The following is a 17,028-nucleotide window of genomic DNA, read 5'->3' as shown; positions in this document are numbered from 1 at the left end:
GGATCGCAACGGGCGGCGACGAGATGATTACAAAGAAACGAGTGTCAACGGCCCCAGGATATCCGCTGATCAAGCGTCTGATTGGCGAAAATCTGCCGCCGCACAAGATGCTGTATGTGACAGGTTTGCTGTGCTCGATCGCTGCTGCTGCCGCGGTCGGCGCGACGGCCTGGATCATGAAAGTCATGATCAACACCATCTATGTCGAGCGAGACGCTGCCGCTGTATCGGGTATCAGCGTCGTCATCATCGGCATTTTCCTGGTCAAGGGCATAGCTGCCTACTGCCAGACCATCACCACGGGAAAGATTCGCCGGGCTATCGTTTCGGACCTGCAAAACCGGCAATTTTCCCGAATGGTGTATTTCGACATCAGCCGTTTCGCGAACCAGCATCCGGCAAAATTCATCTCCAAAATCATGTTCAACGCGCGCGCCGGGGCGACCGTTATTCTCACCCTCACGAGCAGCGCCGTCTCTGATCTGCTGACCCTGATTGCCTTGGCCAGCGTCATGGTCAAGCAGGACCCGGTGATGTCGCTGATATCCGTGGCGGTTCTGCCGATGCTGTTCCTGTCAGTCGGCGCGATAACCAGGAAGCTCAAGGCGCTGGCGAGGGGCGAGACGGAATTGGCCGCGCAGGTCCAGTCGATCGGCACGGAAGCCGTCGAAGGCATCCGCACCATCAAGTCCTTCCAGCTCGAGGACAAGGCCGTCGCCAGCTTTGCAAAGGCCGTCCGCAAGATGGAGAGACGTGGCATCCAGATCAACCGGACGTCAGCATTGATGAGCCCATTGATGGAGACCGGCGGCGGCGTGATCATCGGGCTTTTCGTTATGTACGCCAGCTGGCAGACCCTCGGCAACGGCAAGACGCCCGGCGAATTCATGGCCTTCATTACCGCGTTCCTGCTTGCCTATGAGCCTGCCAAGCGGTTGGCCCGGGTCAATGTCGACATCCAGAAGCAAATGGTCGCCGTCGAGCAGATGTATGATTTGATCGACACGCCCGAGCAGCGGCGACTCGCGATCGCGGGCGAGCGTCTGACCGACGTCGATGGTGGTATCCGCTTTGAAGATGTGGCCTTTTCCTATGACGGCAACAGCCCCGCGCTCGAGGGTGTTTCCTTCGATGTGCGACCTCGTGAGAAGCTGGCGATCGTCGGCCGCTCCGGCGCCGGCAAGACCACCATCGTCAATCTGATCCTGCGTCTGATGGAGCCGGACAAGGGCAGGATCCTGATCGACGGAAAGGACATTTCGAAGATCAGCCTGGCCGACGTCCGCGATAACATCGCACTTGTGTCACAGGACGTCTTCCTGTTTGAAGGCTCGATCCGCGACAACATTCGCGACGGCCGCCCGAATGCCACGGATCAGGAAATCGAGTCCGCTGCGAATCTCGCCCGGGTCACCAGCTTTGCTTCGGCGCTCGAAAACGGGCTCGACACGCTTGTCGGGCCAAGCGGCACCAACCTGTCCGGCGGGCAGAAACAACGCGTTGCCATCGCACGCGCCCTGCTCAAGAATGCTGCGGTAATCGTCTATGATGAAGCGACATCGGCGCTTGACGGTGAAAACGAACGGGCGGTTATGGAGGCAGCCTTCGACAACACATTTCAGCGCACAGTGATCTGCATTGCGCACAGGCTGTCTACAATCAAGGCGGCCGATCGTATTCTCGTGTTTGACGCCGGACAGCTTGTCGATGCTGGAACGCATGACCAGCTTTCTAAGCACAGCGAGATATATCGTTCGATATTCCACCTGGAGACGGCCGATCCGATGGTCGAAAGCGGCAAAAAGCTGCGGCAGAGCGTATTGCGCTGAAGGCCGATGACCAGCTTTTATCACGGTTCCTATGTCCGGTATGTGATTGGTGGACTGGGCCTTCAGGTGCGCCGGTACAAAAAGGCGGTGCGCGGGTTGTTTTCCGGTCGCAAGCAGCCTCGTTCCATTCTTGAGCTGCAGGCCAAGGTTGCGGCCCTGATTGTGCGCAGGGACTGGAAAGGCCTTGAAGCCGGTACCAATGAGATGGCTGTCACGGCCGATCATAATCGCGACCCCGAGCTGATGCAGAAGGCGGGCCAGGCGTTCGAACGCCTTGGCAACTTTGCGCGGGCAGCTGAGCTTCGGCTTTCCGCTCGCCGGCTGCGGAAAGGGAAAAGCGCCAACGAGTGGACCGGCGAGAATCTCGGATCGGATACACTGCTGATCGATCTTGTGGAGGATGACCCGCGCAGCCTTGGCCGGGTTATCCGCCACGCGCGACTGGCCGGCGCTGCCGCTGCCTATGCGCAAAGCGCAACAATCCGGGTCGAGCCGCGCCTGGTATCAATTCTGCAGCGAACGTTCCCGAAGGCGACCGTGGTCCCGGCGCAGCGGGATGTGGTCGGCGACAAACACGCGACTTTCGAAGATCTCGCCTGGGTGTTCGGACGCGATGCCGAAAAACTTGCTGCCGACTTCGTGCCGCTGCGGGCAGATCCTGAACTCGTCGAGACATTCCGCAAGCGCTATCGGGCGATGACGGATCTGCCGCTGGTCGGTCTCTCCTGGGGCAGCAAGTCCCATACCAAGGACGTGCCTGATTTTCCTGAATGGGCACGGTTCATCGCCCAGACGCCAGCGACATTCGTTTCGCTCCAGTACGGGCAGGTCAAGCCGGCGTTGCGGCGCCTTCGCAACGGCAACGACGCGCGTCTGATCTTTGACGACAGCGTCGACCAGATGGTCGACATGGACCGTTTCGCCGCACAGGTCGCCGCACTCGATGCTGTCGTGACGATCAGCAATACAGCTGCCCATCTTGCCGGAGCCATTGGCGTGCCGAGTGTTTTCCTCATCGACGATAATTTTCAGACCGCATGGCCGGTGACCGGCGACCGGACACCCTGGTATCCGAAGGGCATTGTCATTCGCAAGGAGGGACGCCCTTGGTCGCTGGTGCTCGACGAGGCCGGCCGGCGGCTCTCGTCGATCCTGACGACGCTTTCCGACGCTCCCCGAGGACGATAGAACATCGCCGTGCAGAACAGACGAACCATCCTTCAGAAGGCAAAAACCGCCGATCTGCGCCCGCAAGGCGCCGTCGGCAAGCGGCTGCAGAAGGTTCTCGAGCGGGCAAAGGAACTTCTTAGACGTCCCTCGCGCCACGCCGACGAAAGCGCCGAAAGGCATATGAGGCTGATGGAGGAAAGCGTGCAGCGTGGTGACTGGCAAACTGCTCGCGACCATGCACTGGCGCTTGGCGCGCTTGGTGAGCAGCTTGGCGATCTCGGCCTGATCAAGAAAGCGGGGCGCGGACTGAGGCGTCTCGACGGAGGAAATCGCATCTGGCAGTTGATGGCGGCGAGCAAGCAGCGCGGCAGACCCGATTGGGATGGCAGTGATCTTGCGGGTCGCACGCTTCTCGTCGATCGTCGCGAAGGCGACCTGGCGATCTTTTTCCAGTTCGCGTCGCTGCTTGGTCCAGTTGTCGCGGCTGCCGGTCGATGCATCGTCTTCGTCGAGCCGCGACTGGCACCGCTTTATCGCAGAACATATCCTGCGCTTGATGTCAGGATTGAAGGGGAAGAGGACATGGCGGCAGTGGACGCCGATGTCGTTGCCGGTTTCGAGACACTCGCAAAGCATTTCTGGCCGGACGACCCGGCGGCACGCGCGCCCTTCGTTCCGCTGGAGCCGGACCGCCGACTGGTTGCCGAGCTGCGCGGCACCTATCTCGATGGCGGCCCAGGTCCCCTGATCGGATTTGCCTGGGGAAGCCTCAACAAGAGCAAGGATCTGCCGGCCCTGGACGATTGGCGGACGCTGTTCAGCAGCCTGCCGGGGCGCCTCGTCAGCTTGCAATATGGCGATGTCGGGCCGGCCCTCTCCGAGTTCGAGCGCCACGCGCCCGGTCGCATCATCCATGACGCTTCAGTCGACCAGTTGACGGACATGGACCGCTTTGCCGCCCAAATTGCGGCGCTCGACGCGGTGGTCACGATCAGCAATACCGGCGCCAACCTCGCCGGAGCGCTCGGCGTGCCGACGATTGTCATGCTCGACGATGGATTTCGGCTGTCCTGGCCTGCTTTCGGTGAGACCGTCGCCGCATATCCGAGCGTTCGACTGGTCCGAAAAGGCGGCCGAGCCTGGGCGTCGGCAGTCCAGGAAGCAGGCGGACGGGTCATGCAAATCTTCGGCGGAGCTGGCGATGGAGGGTAGCCAACTTCTCGGCCGGTTGCGCCGCGCTGTCGCGCTTGCAGGCTACCGATACAAGGTCTGGTTCCGACGTCACCGGCGGCAGCTCTTCCTTCGCTGGCGCGACGGCGACATTGCCGATCAGATGGCGGATTATCGGCGAAGCGTCGAGTCCCGCGATTGGCCGGCGGCACTGCCGAAAGCCCTGGCTCTTGGATCCATTGCGAAGTCGAGGGGCGAGGTCCACCTGATCGACGAGCTCAGCAAGGCGCTGATGCGGATGGGCGCCTATGGCCCAGCCGCCGAACTCAGGATCGCCCGACGCCACATCGTCAACGGCCGCGTCGATGGCGAGTGGCTGGGCCAGGATATTTCGGGCCAGACACTGCTTGTCGATCTGATGGAAACCGAAAAGCAGGGTCTGGCCACCGCGATCCATCATGCGAGTTCCGTCGGCTGTGCGTTGGGGCGCGCCGCCCGTTCGATCGTCCTGGTCGAGCGCCGCCTGGTACCGCTCTTTCAGCGCACTTTTCCGACCGCCGATGTGCGGCCGGTCGGCGCTGACGGCAAGGCTGCCTATGGCGAGGCGCAGGCCTTCGCCGGCGTCCAGCATCTGACTGCCGTTTTCGAGACCGACGAGGCGACGATCCGCGAGCATTTCGTGCCCCTTAAGCCGGATCCGGCCCGGGTCGCTGAACTTCGCGCCCGCTACCGGCATGAAGGACGGCCGTTGGTCGGTATCGCATGGGGCAGCTCGAATCCTGGCAAAGACCTGCCGCCGCTTGCCGCCTGGCGAAACCTGATCGGCCGACCGGACCTCCGGTTCGTCTCGCTGCAGTACGGCCAGATCGAGACCGATCTGAAGATCCTGACCGACGGTGAGCCGGAGCGCGTTCTTCATGACAGATCGGTCGATCAGCTCGTCGACATGGATCTTTTCGCCGCGCAGGTTGCCGCGATGGACGCCGTGGTGACCATCAGCAATACCGGAGCGCATCTGGCCGGCGCGCTCGGCATCCCCTCGGTTTTCATTCTGGGCGACGGCTTCAAGCGCTCCTGGCCGGTCGAGGGCGACCGCACGCCCTACTATCCATCGGCCGTGCTGGTCTCGAAACGGGAACGCCCCTGGTCCGTGGTGATGGGCGAGGCTGAGGCCATCCTGGCGCCATGGCTCACAAAAGTGAGTGGCTAATGCCTGTCGTCCGAAAGGGTGTCACTGAAGACGCTTCGACGCGATCCGCATTAAGGGTTCGGCCGACGGATCGCGGAATGGAGCGCCCGTGTCGAACAGTCGTCGCAACAGGCCAAAAAACATAAGGCATTCCGAACCGGGATATAGTAAAGGCCAATTCGCCCCGCAGAGGATCGCAATTCTTGCTGGCATTTCTGCCTTGTGTTCGAATTAGCCGTAGGCTTAGGCGCCCAGTAATGGGGTTGGTCTGGCCGGCAGCGGTTCGGGCGCCAGCTCTGATAATCTAAAGGAGGTCTCTCCCATGTCCTTTCTAAAATTTTTCCAGGCCAAAGCGCCGCCTCTTCCTCTTATCGTATCCTTTCCAAAATCGGGGCGCACGTGGCTACGTGTCATGCTGGACGATCTCGGAGTTGAAGTTCAATACATTCACGACGGAACCGACCACAAGTTACTTCGACCGAAATCGAGTCTCAAGGAGAATAAATCTCGGTATAAAAAGAGAAGAACAATAATGCTTGTTCGCGATCCAAGAGATACGGTGGTCTCAGGGTACTTTCAGGTTCAGAAGCGCCACATGCTTCCAGCGGGATCGTTCAGTGATTTTATCAGAAGCGACAATCATGGGATTGAAAAGATCATCAGATTCAATCTGCATTGGTTCGCGGCCATGCCCCGGATGCGCGAAATCCGGTATCTTCAATATGAAGATATGCATCGGGATACCGCTGGTGTCCTTCGCGCGATCCTTGGATTCCTGAACCAGCAGGCTGACGATCGGACGCTTGTCGAGGTGGCGAACAACCGAACGTTCGACAAGATGAAAGTGAGTGAATCGACCGGTGATCTGTCCGATCGATACGGCAAGATATTACAGCCGCGCGATGCGAATGATCCCGAAAGCTTCAAGGTGCGCAAGGGCAAGATAGGCGGTTACGGCGAATATCTTTCCGAGGACGATGTGGCCTATTGTGACGAGCAGTTGGCTAAGTTCGAATATTGGGAGAAGCTGGACAAGGTCTTTAGCACGAACGGCTTGTGCTACGCTCGCGTCGATAACCGCGCCCGGGTCGCCTTGGGTTAGGGAGCATTGCCGACATGGTGATGCGGACCGGATTCATTTGCGGCTGCGGCCATAGCGGGACGACGTTGATTGCGACGATCCTTGCGTCGCATCCCGACGTCTACCTGCCGCTCCAGGAAACCAACATTTTCTTCAAGTGGACGCCACTGGCCATGTTCCGCTTCTGGAAACTGAAGCGGGCGGCGCTCGATGCTGGAAAGAACGTGCTGCTTGAAAAGACACCGCGGCATATCCGCCGTGTCGCCCGCATTCGCCGGCTCGTCCCCGGCGCGCGTTTCGTCATGCCGGTGCGAGATGGGCGCGACGTCGTAGCGTCCCTGATCAAACGACTTGGCGACCCAACGGAGGCTCTCGACCGCTGGATCAACGACAATGCGCTGGTTCTTGCGGAACGGGGAAAGCCGGATGTGCTGATCTATCGCTATGAGGACCTGGTCGAGAATCCGGCCAAAGTCGTCGAGCAGATATGCGGCTTTCTCGATGTAACCTTCAGGCCGGATCTCCTCGACTATCACAAGAACCCGCAGCAGTGGTTCAAGCCGACCGACGCCAGCGGCGAGACGCCACATGCGGTGCTCCGGAACCAACAGGTCAATCAGCCGATCTATGACGGGAGCGGAAGATGGCGCTCCGAACTTGGAAACGCCGAGCTACAGGACCTGGTACAGGGACGAGGTGCCCAGCTTATGAAAGCATTCGGTTATGCATGATCTCGGCTCGGCATCTGCTTGAACTGCCGTCTACCAATCAATTTTGTCGATCAAACCCGTTTTGAACAGGCTGTGAGCTCCTTCGTACAGCATTGACTGTTCGCTCATCGCGCTGAGAGCGGCTTTACCGCTCGATACCTCATGATACTGGCGATATTTGGAAGCGCCGTTCCAATACTGACCTTCCGCCACCGCGACCTGCGCCTTGTCGTTGAAATCGGCGAAGAACTTGAAATGAAGCAGGCCAGCCAATCCCTTTATATAGTTTCGCCAGTAGGGCAGCGGTGAGTGAATCGACGTAAAAATCGTCTGGCGATCAACATATATCAGAGGAAACTTGGTCAACTTGTGCTGCCTGGCGAAAAGCCGGGTTCTCGGGCCGCCTGTGATCTTGAGATGCCGGGGGCTCCTCGTCACCTCATAGCCGCTGCCGTCGAAATGGTCTGCAACTTGCCATGGCGGCACGATGGGATCGAAGGGTACGTCCCAGATGCTTCCGCTCGGATACATGTCGATCATCGGCGCCAGCAGGCGTGTCATTCCGCGCCGCTTCAGCCAGTCGGCCATCGCACCGAGCGGATGCTGATCCATGCCGTCATAGACAAGATATTCGTCCGCATCCACGGTCAGATACCAGCGAGGCTGACCATAGATCTGCACAATCCGCTGCCGCCAAAGGTTTCCCAGGTCCGACTGCGAATAGGTGATCGGCGAGCTGAATAGATCGACATCTGGCTGCTCGGCCAGAAGCTCAGCTGTGCCGTCTGTCGAGCGATCATCGAGGACGGCGAATCTGGTGACGCCGAGTTCGCGATAGTGCTTCAGGAACGGGGGTAGCCTGTCCGCCTCGTTGCGGATGACGAGGATCAAAGGCAGGTCATTCGCGTTAAGGGGCGTTATCGGCCGCAGCGATGACACTTCTGCCCCTCTTCCGAAGGTGTGTCTCAGCCGATATATGGCGGTGTCGGTAATCGTCCGGCGGACAATGGCGGGCCAGGTTGCTTTGCTCAAGCCATCGATTCCCCTCATGGCGGTCACCGGCTGGAGCTGGCGCTGATCCGCTGTTTGCAGTTAATTTCTACATGCAGCACCGTTAGGCAAATCGCAAGCAGTTGCGGACAATGGACACAGGCCTGTTCTGAGTTCCGGCGGGGGAGCTTTCCAAGTGTTGCCGATGCGAGCTGGCCTCTATAGACATCGTCAGATGGCAACAAGGCCGGAGCCCAGACCCCATGCACGCCGGCATCCGTGGCACCGAAATTCAATTCGACAGGCCGATCCTGTTCGTGCGCCAGCGTTATGCGCCCTTCGGTGGCGGCGAGATCATGTTGGAAAACATCATGGCCGCATTCGCCGCGCGTCAGCGGCGGGTGGCCGTGCTGTCCGGCGACTGGCCGCGTTATGAAGGCATCGAGTTCATCCATTGTGCCGGACGCCGGTTTCCGCGTTCGCTGCGGGCGACGTCCTTTGCTCAAGCCGCCTGCCGCAAGATCGCCGAAATGCCGCCGGCGCTGGTGCAGAGCAACGATCGCCTCCCGTGCTGCGATGTCTTCCGGGCCGGGGAGGGCGTTCATGCCGCCTATCTTGCCGAGCGGCGGCGTTTCGAGACGCGGCTTGGCAGGGCGGCAATGGCGCTGAGCCCCTTTCACCGCCAGACGCTGCGCCTCGAGCGCGCAACCTATGCCAGCCCACGGCTCAAAGCTGTCATAGCGATTTCGAAGATGGTCGCCGAGGACATTGTCCGTCACTACGATTATCCGGCGGAAAATGTGCACCATATTCCCAACGGGGTGGATCTCGACCGCTTCAACCCGCAGCTGCGCCAGCAGCATCGGGCGACAATCCGCGCGCGGCTCGACGTCGACGAAAACAGGCCGGTCGTCCTGTTTGTCGGCTCGGGCTTCGCGCGAAAAGGACTGCTTGCACTGATGAAGGCGGTCGGCAGGCTCGATGGCGAGCCTGAATTGTGGGTCATCGGCCATGATTCGCGCGCCAACGCCTTCAGGCAGGCCGGTGACAGGCTCGGTCTCGGCGCACGGCTCAAGATGCTGGGGCCGCAGAAAGACATGCTGCCGTGGTACGGCGCGGCTGATATTGCCGTGCTGCCTTCCATCTATGATCCTTTCGGCACAGTGGTCATTGAAGCGATGGCCAGCGGCTTGCCCGCCGTGGTAAGCACCGGCTGTGGAGCGCGCGAGCTTGTCGAGCGGTTCGAGCCGACGCTCGTTTGCGATGCGGCCAGCGAAAGCGACCTCGCTGCAGCGCTCGCGCACGCGCTGCAGTTGTCGTCAGGACCTGACACCGCAGCCCGGGTGAGAGCGGCGGCCGAACACTATGATTTCAATGTCATGATCAAGCGAATGATGGCGCTTTATGAAAGCCTTGATCTGAAATGATTTTCGACTTTGTTGAATTAGGTTAGTACCCTCAGTGTGCTAACGGGCCGGGAGCCGATGCTGCAGATGCATTCGAATGACAGTGGCAGCTTTGATGCCGGAGCATTCTGACCGTGCCGGCGCTCTCGGTCATTATCATCACCCGCAACGAGGAGGCGTCCATCGCGCAATGCCTTCGGTCGGTCCATTTTGCCGATGAGATCGTCGTTCTCGACAACAACAGCAGCGACAGGACCAGGGAGATTGCCGGTGCTCTGGGGGCAAAGGTTCTGATGACCGTCGATTGGCCCGGTTTTGGCGCGCAAAAAAACCGTGCGCTGGCCGCGGCAACGGGGGATTGGATCCTGTCGCTGGATGCCGATGAGTGGGTGGAGGCGCCGCTCGGCGCGGAAATAAGGGCCGCAATCGCCGACCCAAAAGCCAATGACGGCTTCGAAATACCGAGAAGATCGCGCTTTTGCGGGCACATTGTCCGCCATAGCGGCTGGTCGCCCGATCTGGTGCTCAGGCTCTTCCGTCGCCGCTCCGGGCGGTTCAGCGACGACACCGTGCACGAGAAGGTATTGGTGAACGGGAAGGTCGGCCGATTGTCCCAGCCGATCGAGCACGATTCCATTACCGACTTGGCAGATGCCCACGACAAGATCGGCCGGTACGCAGAGGCGTCCGCCGCGCAACTGCTTGCCGAGGGCAAAAAAAGCTCGATAGGCAAGGCGGTTTTGCGCTCGGTCTGGGCCTATGTGCGCAGCTATATTTTCCGGCTGGGATTTCTGGACGGTTCCATTGGTGCGATGGTGGCCGCGTATTCGGCCAGCTACACCTATCAGAAATGGGCCCGTGTCGCATTGGGAATGCGAGGCCCGGTCCACCCAAAAAAGCAACGCTGAGGCCAGGACAAATCTGTGAGAAACCGGCTTGGTTGACCGCAATTGTTGCCGAGCCATCGCCAACTAGTTAGTGTACGACCGTAAAAATCGAAAGCTAGGGTAGTGAATATGACTGATGCGTTTAGGGTATTTATCGGATGGGACAGCCGTGAGCCGATCGCGTACGACGTCGCGCGACACTCGCTGCTCAAACATGCGTCGGCGCCTGTCTCCGTCATTCCGATCAAACAGGACGAGATGCGTGCCCGCGGGCTATATTGGCGGGAAAAAGATCCGCTCGCCTCAACGGAGTTCACCTACACGCGCTTCCTCACGCCCTTTCTCGCCGACTACACGGGTTGGGCCCTGTTTTGCGATTGTGATTTCCTGTGGCTTGGTGACGTCGCAGGCCTGCTGAAATATACGGACTCGGACAAGGCTGTCTATTGCGTCCAGCATGACTATACGCCGAAGGCCACAACCAAGATGGATGGTGTGGTCCAGACGTCCTATCCTCGGAAAAACTGGTCGTCGCTGATGCTGTTCAATTGCGCGCATCCTTCGGTCAGATCGCTCACGCCAGAGGTCGTGAATCAGGAAAGTGGCGCCTATCTTCACCGAATGCAGTGGGTTGCCGACAAAGATTTGGGCTCATTGCCGGTAGAGTGGAATTGGCTCGAAGGTTGGAATGAAAAGCCTGCGGTCGGCACACCTAGGGCGGTCCACTATACCAGCGGCGGCCCGTGGTTTGCCGAATGGCAGAATGTCGACTACGCCGATTTGTGGATAGCAGAACGCGACGAGTTCCTGGCTTCCGATCAAGCGGAATCTTCTCAGAGCGCCGTTCGATAAGAACATCGTGTTTGGCAGGTGACCTGGGCGCTTCCGAAAGTGGCATTGATTTTCATGTCGCCAAGGGCGCAGCAACCAGCCGTCAGGCGCCGGGCGTCGACAACGTGTTGCCGCCGGGGGGCGGGACCGGGCAGATTGCACCTACGAATCTGGCGGCTCCGGCCGGGTAACCATGCCGCGCTGAGATAAGGTTCAGCTCGCGCCAATATGATCGGTTTGGAGTCTGTCAGCTCTTTCATCGGCCTAGCCGGCACGCGAAAGTCGACCATGCCGTCACTGCGAAGACGCCTCGATCGTTTCCTGGAGAACCGCGGGCCTAAAATACCGCGGCTGCAGCTGAACCATGTCGAGCGCCTGGCGCTGGTCCGTCGCCATGGTGATTTTTCCCTTGCCTATTCGACCGCCGTGCAGAGGGGGCTTCACTACTTCGGCGATGCCCAGGGCTACATCGCTTACGGCAGCAAAACGCGACATCATTTCGCGCTCGGTGATCCAGTGGCTGCCCCGGCCGATCGGCGCGACTATATCAGACGTTTCATCGAGGTTGCCGGCAGCCCGTGGTTTGTGCAGATCGGCGACCAGACGGCGCGCGTGCTTGCCGGGCTTGGCTATCAGGTCAACCGCCTCGGCGTCGATACCAGGCTTGTCCTGCCCGGACACGACTTTTCCGGAAAGCGCAATGAGACAGTGCGCTATTCCGAACGCTGGCTCTTGAAGAAGGGTTTTTCCTTCGCAGAGGACAACGGGACTGTCTTCCTCGACGAGATTGCCAGGCTCTCCCAGAATTGGCGGGCCGACCGCATTGTCAAGCGCTGGGAGATGAGATTTCTCAACAGGCCCTTTGCCGATCACCTTGGCGTCGATATGCGCCGTTTCGTCCTGCACGGTCCGGATGGGGAACTCGTGGCCTTGCTGGATTTCGATCCGCTGGTCAGCGACGGCAAGGTCATCGGCTACACCACCTCGTTCAAGCGCAAGCACATCGATGCCTCGGCGCATGCCGAGATCGGCCTGACCAAATTCGCGGTCGACCGCTTTCGCGATGAAGGTGTTTCCGTCGTCACCCTAGGCCTATCGCCGCTTGTCGAAATCGGACCTAGCGGGTTTGCCGAAAGCGATTTCTGGCGGCACGCCTTCCAGCGTGCCTATGACTCCCCCTGGGTCAATCGCACCCGCTTCAATCTGCAGGGGCAGGCGGCCTTCAAGCGCCGGTTCCATGGTGTCGAAGAGCCGACCTATCTTGCCTTTCGCAAGGGGACCTTTTTCGAAGCGCTTTCTCTGCTCCGGCTGATCAGGGCCGTCTAGTGCCTGGTGGCTGAGCGCTCGTCGCCTCCTGGTATGGTTGACCTCACACCGGTCAGGCTTGGTTGTTTAGGTGGGAAAGGAATGCCGCGGCGGGAAGCAAAGGACCGGCTGCGAACCGCCGGCCTATTCTGCGGCGTCCCCCAGTCCCGCCGGGGCACGTTTGGCAGCCTGAGAACGGCTTCGCGTCAGCGCCAAGGGGTCGGATTCACGGTTGCTGCAGCGTACCGCCGGGAATTACGAGGGTACCCTGGCCTGGCCTTGAGTATCTGAAGCCTATGAAGAACAAAGCAACGATGATCAAACAAATGACGATGACCGCGACGACGCTGCCAGGATGGTGTCCGGTATCTGGCGGTTGGACCATTGCCTTCCCGTATGGCTATCGCCGCGGACCTTCTTCATCTTCCAACCGAGCATGACGACTGTCAATGGGTACGGGAGTTGCGCCCGCCATCCAATCAGCCGACTGCAGCGTCGATCACGTTGCGCGCTTGCTGACCGAAGCTGATGATGGACCTAACCACAGCTTGTCCCAAGCACGCTTCCATCGCTGCGAAGCGTTGAAGGGCGGCGATCCACCGCGGCTTAGTCAGGCCGGAAACAGGAATGCAGCAGCGGGATCGAAAAAGACCTGCCGGCTGCAGGGCCACACATCCTGCGATTGCATGGCGGCGGAGGTCGGCCTGATGTCAACCTCCTGTCCAGCGGCGATGCGCGCGACGATCCGCCGGCGCTCGCCGTAAAATGCGATGTCGACGATCTCGACATTCAGTTCCGCGCTCGCCGGGCTCCGCTCCATGCTAAAGGCTTCGGGCCGGATCATCAGCCTGGTCTTCTGGCCTTTGCCGAACGTGCCGTTGGCCCTGACTCCGGATATGACCGAACCGTCTGTCATGCGGATCGTTGTCGTGCCGTTGGTGGTGCCGAGATGTTCGGCGGCGAGGAAATTCGAATTGCCGATGAAGCCGGCGACGAAATCGGTCGCCGGCCTGAGATAGAGATCCTCGCCGGTGCCGGTCTGCTCGATGCGGCCATCCTTGAACAGGGCGATTCGGTCCGACAGATGCAGCGCCTCTTCCTGATCGTGGGTGACGTAGAGAATGGTGACGCCGGTCTGGCGATGGATGCGGCGGATTTCGCCCTGGATTTCCTCGCGCAGCTTCTTGTCGAGCGCCGACAATGGCTCGTCCATCAAAAGGATCGGAGGATCGTAGGCCAGCGCCCGGGCCAGCGCGACGCGCTGTTGCTGGCCGCCCGACAGCGCACCGGGTAAGCGTCCGGCAAAGCTTTCGAGCCGCACCAGGGCCAGCATGTCGGCGACCTTTTTCTTCACCTCGGCGTCCGGCCGGCGGCGAACCCGCAGCGGAAAAGCGACGTTTTCGGCCACCGTCAGATGCGGAAACAGCGTGTAGCGCTGGAAGACCATGCCGATGTTGCGCTTGTGCGAAGGCACTGCAGGCAGCGACTTTCCTTCCAGCAAGACATCGCCGGAAGTCGGGTCCTGAAAGCCGGCGATCGCGTAGAGCGTCGTCGATTTTCCCGAACCGGAGGGCCCGAGGAAGGTCAGGAACTCGCCCCTGGGAATGTCCAGCGTGACGTCGTGCACGGCGACGATCGCCCCGAACGCCTTGCGCAGATTGCGGATGGAGAGGAAAGGGTGGGTCATGTTCGGAACTTTCGCTGCAGCAGCGCCGTCATCACCATCAGGGCAAGCGTCAGCCCGACCAGCAGGCTGGAGGCAGCGGCGATCACCGGACTGAGGTCCGACCGCAGACTGCCCCAGATCTTGACGGGCAAGGTTTGCAAGCTGGGGCTGGCCATGAAGATCGCCACCACGACTTCGTCCCACGAGGCGAGGAAGGAAAAGATCGCGGCGGAGAAGATGCCGATCCGGATCGACGGCAAGGTGATCCTGAGCCTGGCCTCGAGCGGGCTTGCCCCGCAGACGATTGCCGCGTCCTCGATCGACTTGTCGAACCCTTCGAGCGCGGTGGCGATCGGAATGATGGCGAAGGGCAGCGCCAGCACGGTGTGGGCGATGACGAAGCCGATGGTGGTGCCGCCGAGGCCAAGGCGAAGGAAGAACGCGTAGATGGCGATGGCGAAGACAACGACGGGCAGCACCATCGGCGTCAGCAGCAGGCCACGCACGATCTCACGTCCGGCAAACCGTCCGCGAACCAGGGCAAAGGAGGCGAGCAGGCCGATCGCCACTGCCAGGATCGCCGTCATGGTGGCGATCCGGGCGCTGGTCAGTGCGGCGCCGAGCCAGGCCGGATCGGCAAAAAGCTCCTGGTACCATTTGAGCGTCCAGCCGGGCGGCGGAAAGGCCAGCCAGCGCGACGAGCCGAAGGAGAGCAGGACAATGAAGACCACCGGCAACAGAAGAAAGCCGGCGACCAGCGCGGTGAAGCCGAGCAGGGCAACCCGCAGTCCACCCATGCGGTCATAGTCGAGCAGCATCTCAGATGCCTCCGCTCATGCGCCTGGCACCGGCAAGGCGCAGTTGCAGCGCGTAGAGAGCCATGGTGACGACAAGCAGGATGAAGGCCGCGGCGCTGCCGAGCCCCCAGTTGAGCAGCGACTGGACCATCTGCGCGATCATTTCGGCAAGCATCATGTTCGACGTGCCGCCGAGCAGTGCCGGCGTTACGAAGTAGCCGAGCGACATGACGAAGACCATCAGCCCACCGGCGGCGACGCCGGGCAACGACAGCGGCACGAGGATGCGGCGGAACGCCTGGAAAGGGCTTGCGCCGCACAGCGACGCCGCACGCAGCGTCATCGGATCGATCGCCCGTAACGTGCCGACCAGCGGCAGGATCATGAAGGGCAGCATGATATAGACCATGCCGATGGTGACGCCGGTGAGATTGTTGATGAGCGGCAGCGGGTGGTCGATGACGCCGATGGTCATCAGCGTCCGGTTGATGACGCCGGTACGCTGCAGGAGCACCATCCAGGCATAGGTGCGGGTGAGCAGGTTCGTCCACATCGACAGAATGATGATGCCGAAGATGATCGAGGCCGGTCCCGAAGGCATGATCGCCAGCATCCAGGCGACCGGAAAGGCGACAAGGACCGTGACGATGGTGACCAACGCCGCGACCAGGAATGTGTTGAAGAACACCCGCGCATAGGTGCCGTCACCGAGCAGGGCAGCATAGTTCTGCAAGCCTGGCTCGGGCTCCGTGACACTGCGCAAAAGCAGCGCCAGCACGGGGACGACGAAGAACAGCATAATCAGAATCAGGGCCGGCAGCAGGCCATTGAGACCTGCCGGCACCCGCACCGTTCCAAAGTTCCGGCGTGTTTCGACCGACATGACAGCGACCCGGCTACGGGACGAGACGGCGCGAACCGTCTCGTCCATTGCGGTTCAGGGGCGGGCTTATTTCGCCTGCCAGGCATACCAGCGCGCGGCGATGGTGTCGCGATTGGCGGCCCAGTAGTTCATGTCGAGATTGATCTGTCCGTCGACATGAGCGTCCGGCAGCGATTTCACGGCATCGGCCGGCATCTCTGCCTTGGCCTTGGTGTTGATCGGCGCATAGCCGCTGGCTTCGGCAAATTTGGCCTGGCCGGCGGGGCTGCTCGCCGCGGCGAGGAATTTCATCGCCGTATCCTTGTTCTTGGCACCCTTCGGTACCACCAGAACGTCGGCTGCGGTCAGGTTCTGGTTCCAGGAGACGCCGACATCGGCGCCTTCCTTGTCCAGTGCGAAGACGCGGCCGTTCCACAGCTGGCCGAACGTTGCTTCGCCGGATGCGATCAATTGCTGCGACTCCGCCCCGCCGCCCCACCAGACGATGTCCGACTTGATGGTGTCGAGTTTCTTGAAGGCGCGATCGAGATCCAGCGGATAGAGCTTGTCCGCCGGAACACCATCGGCCAGCAGCGCGATCTCGATGACACCGGGCGCCGACCATTTGTAGAAGGTCCGCTTGCCCGGGAACTTCGTCAGGTCGAACATGTCGGCCCAGCCGGCCGGTTCACCCGAAACGGCGCCCTTGTTCCAGGCGAGCACGAAGGAATAGTAGAAACTGCCGACGGCATGATCGGTGGTGAAGCGCGGATCGAGGTCGGCCTTCGACACGGCCTTGAAGTCGATCGGCTCGAGCAGACCGTCCTTGGCCGCCTTGATGGCGAAATCCATCTCGACGTCGACGACGTCCCAGTTGACACTGCCGCTGTCGACCATCGCCTTCAGCTTGCCGTAGTCGGTCGGGCCGTCCTGCATGACCTTGATGCCGGATGCAGCGGTGAACGGCTCGGCCCAGGATTTGGTCTGCGCTTCCTGGGTCGTCCCGCCCCAGCTGGTGAAGACCATGTCCTCGGCCTTTGCGGCCGTCGTTGCCAGAACTGTCGTTGCAATAAATCCGGCAAGGAAGCCGGTGATGATCAGTTTCATGTCGTTCTCCTCTGTTGTTTTCGTTGGT

At 60.7% G+C, this 17,028-nt stretch carries 15 protein-coding genes; 10 read left to right on the top strand and 5 right to left on the bottom strand.

Annotation, left to right across the window (positions count from 1 at the left end; all coding sequences use genetic code 11):
- The first annotated feature begins 41 nt into the window (after positions 1-41).
- From NKJ81_RS11770 to NKJ81_RS11745, 6 genes are all read left to right on the top strand, one after another.
- A complete protein-coding gene (locus NKJ81_RS11770; RefSeq protein WP_352540543.1) occupies positions 42-1,829 on the top strand; it encodes an ABC transporter ATP-binding protein in 1,788 nt (595 codons plus the stop codon).
- A gap of 6 nt (positions 1,830-1,835) precedes the next feature.
- Positions 1,836-3,017, top strand: a complete 1,182-nt coding sequence (locus NKJ81_RS11765) for a glycosyltransferase family 9 protein (protein WP_352540542.1) — start codon at positions 1,836-1,838, stop codon at positions 3,015-3,017.
- A 9-nt stretch (positions 3,018-3,026) separates the two neighbouring features.
- A complete protein-coding gene (locus tag NKJ81_RS11760) occupies positions 3,027-4,211 on the top strand; it encodes a glycosyltransferase family 9 protein (RefSeq protein WP_352540541.1) in 1,185 nt (394 codons plus the stop codon).
- Positions 4,201-5,379 carry a glycosyltransferase family 9 protein gene (locus NKJ81_RS11755; protein WP_352540540.1) on the top strand — a complete coding sequence of 393 codons (1,179 nt, stop codon included), beginning with the start codon at positions 4,201-4,203 and terminating at the stop codon, positions 5,377-5,379. The genes NKJ81_RS11760 and NKJ81_RS11755 overlap by 11 nt, the downstream gene beginning before the upstream one ends.
- Positions 5,380-5,680: 301 nt before the next feature.
- Entirely contained in the window at positions 5,681-6,460 is a 780-nt protein-coding gene (locus NKJ81_RS11750) for a sulfotransferase domain-containing protein (RefSeq protein ID WP_352471923.1), read from the top strand.
- A gap of 14 nt (positions 6,461-6,474) precedes the next feature.
- Positions 6,475-7,170: a sulfotransferase family protein gene (locus NKJ81_RS11745; RefSeq protein ID WP_352471922.1), complete on the top strand. Its 696-nt coding sequence runs from the start codon at positions 6,475-6,477 to the stop codon at positions 7,168-7,170.
- A gap of 30 nt (positions 7,171-7,200) precedes the next feature.
- Here NKJ81_RS11745 and NKJ81_RS11740 read toward each other — a convergent pair whose 3' ends face one another.
- Positions 7,201-8,181 carry a glycosyltransferase family 2 protein gene (locus NKJ81_RS11740; RefSeq protein ID WP_352540539.1) on the bottom strand — a complete coding sequence of 327 codons (981 nt, stop codon included), beginning with the start codon at positions 8,179-8,181 and terminating at the stop codon, positions 7,201-7,203.
- Positions 8,182-8,402: 221 nt separating this feature from the next.
- On the opposite strand from NKJ81_RS11740, the gene NKJ81_RS11735 reads away from it, so the two are divergent.
- The 4 genes from NKJ81_RS11735 to NKJ81_RS11720 all read left to right on the top strand — a co-directional run bounded on the left by NKJ81_RS11735 (position 8,403) and on the right by NKJ81_RS11720 (position 12,589).
- A complete protein-coding gene (locus tag NKJ81_RS11735) occupies positions 8,403-9,566 on the top strand; it encodes a glycosyltransferase family 4 protein (protein ID WP_352540538.1) in 1,164 nt (387 codons plus the stop codon).
- Positions 9,567-9,679: 113 nt separating this feature from the next.
- Entirely contained in the window at positions 9,680-10,453 is a 774-nt protein-coding gene (locus NKJ81_RS11730; RefSeq protein ID WP_352540537.1) for a glycosyltransferase family 2 protein, read from the top strand.
- Between the two features lie 108 nt (positions 10,454-10,561).
- Entirely contained in the window at positions 10,562-11,284 is a 723-nt protein-coding gene (locus NKJ81_RS11725; RefSeq protein WP_352540536.1) for a glycosyltransferase, read from the top strand.
- Positions 11,285-11,551: 267 nt separating this feature from the next.
- On the top strand, positions 11,552-12,589 hold the full coding sequence (locus tag NKJ81_RS11720) for a phosphatidylglycerol lysyltransferase domain-containing protein (RefSeq protein ID WP_352540535.1): 1,038 nt from the start codon (positions 11,552-11,554) through the stop codon (positions 12,587-12,589).
- A 589-nt stretch (positions 12,590-13,178) separates the two neighbouring features.
- On the opposite strand, the gene NKJ81_RS11715 is transcribed toward NKJ81_RS11720, so the two are convergent.
- The 4 genes from NKJ81_RS11715 to NKJ81_RS11700 form a co-directional block, all read right to left on the bottom strand.
- Positions 13,179-14,255, bottom strand: a complete 1,077-nt coding sequence (locus tag NKJ81_RS11715; protein ID WP_352540534.1) for an ABC transporter ATP-binding protein — start codon at positions 14,253-14,255, stop codon at positions 13,179-13,181.
- Positions 14,252-15,052: an ABC transporter permease gene (locus NKJ81_RS11710; protein WP_352471915.1), complete on the bottom strand. Its 801-nt coding sequence runs from the start codon at positions 15,050-15,052 to the stop codon at positions 14,252-14,254. The genes NKJ81_RS11715 and NKJ81_RS11710 overlap by 4 nt, the downstream gene beginning before the upstream one ends.
- Position 15,053: 1 nt before the next feature.
- Positions 15,054-15,914, bottom strand: coding sequence for an ABC transporter permease (locus NKJ81_RS11705; RefSeq protein WP_502896503.1), 861 nt, complete (start codon positions 15,912-15,914; stop codon positions 15,054-15,056).
- Positions 15,915-15,980: 66 nt separating this feature from the next.
- Entirely contained in the window at positions 15,981-17,000 is a 1,020-nt protein-coding gene (locus NKJ81_RS11700; protein ID WP_352540533.1) for an ABC transporter substrate-binding protein, read from the bottom strand.
- Positions 17,001-17,028 lie beyond the last annotated feature (28 nt).

Source organism: Mesorhizobium sp. M0018, assembly GCF_040323955.1.
Taxonomy (GTDB): Bacteria; Pseudomonadota; Alphaproteobacteria; order Rhizobiales; family Rhizobiaceae; genus Mesorhizobium.
Note: the sequence above shows the minus strand (reverse complement) of the source record. Positions and strands in the feature narration are given on the sequence as shown.

Bases quoted from the DNA above. Each gene is read 5' to 3' on its own strand.
- NKJ81_RS11765 (WP_352540542.1), top strand. From the start codon at position 1,836: ATGACCAGCTTTTATCACGGTTCCTATGTCCGGTATGTGATTGGTGGA.
- NKJ81_RS11755 (WP_352540540.1), top strand. From the start codon at position 4,201: ATGGAGGGTAGCCAACTTCTCGGCCGGTTGCGCCGCGCTGTCGCGCTT.
- NKJ81_RS11750 (WP_352471923.1), top strand. From the start codon at position 5,681: ATGTCCTTTCTAAAATTTTTCCAGGCCAAAGCGCCGCCTCTTCCTCTT.
- NKJ81_RS11745 (WP_352471922.1), top strand. From the start codon at position 6,475: ATGGTGATGCGGACCGGATTCATTTGCGGCTGCGGCCATAGCGGGACG.
- NKJ81_RS11735 (WP_352540538.1), top strand. From the start codon at position 8,403: ATGCACGCCGGCATCCGTGGCACCGAAATTCAATTCGACAGGCCGATC.
- NKJ81_RS11725 (WP_352540536.1), top strand. From the start codon at position 10,562: ATGACTGATGCGTTTAGGGTATTTATCGGATGGGACAGCCGTGAGCCG.
- NKJ81_RS11720 (WP_352540535.1), top strand. From the start codon at position 11,552: ATGCCGTCACTGCGAAGACGCCTCGATCGTTTCCTGGAGAACCGCGGG.
- NKJ81_RS11715 (WP_352540534.1), bottom strand. From the start codon at position 14,255: ATGACCCACCCTTTCCTCTCCATCCGCAATCTGCGCAAGGCGTTCGGG.
- NKJ81_RS11710 (WP_352471915.1), bottom strand. From the start codon at position 15,052: ATGCTGCTCGACTATGACCGCATGGGTGGACTGCGGGTTGCCCTGCTC.
- NKJ81_RS11705 (WP_502896503.1), bottom strand. From the start codon at position 15,914: ATGTCGGTCGAAACACGCCGGAACTTTGGAACGGTGCGGGTGCCGGCA.
- NKJ81_RS11700 (WP_352540533.1), bottom strand. From the start codon at position 17,000: ATGAAACTGATCATCACCGGCTTCCTTGCCGGATTTATTGCAACGACA.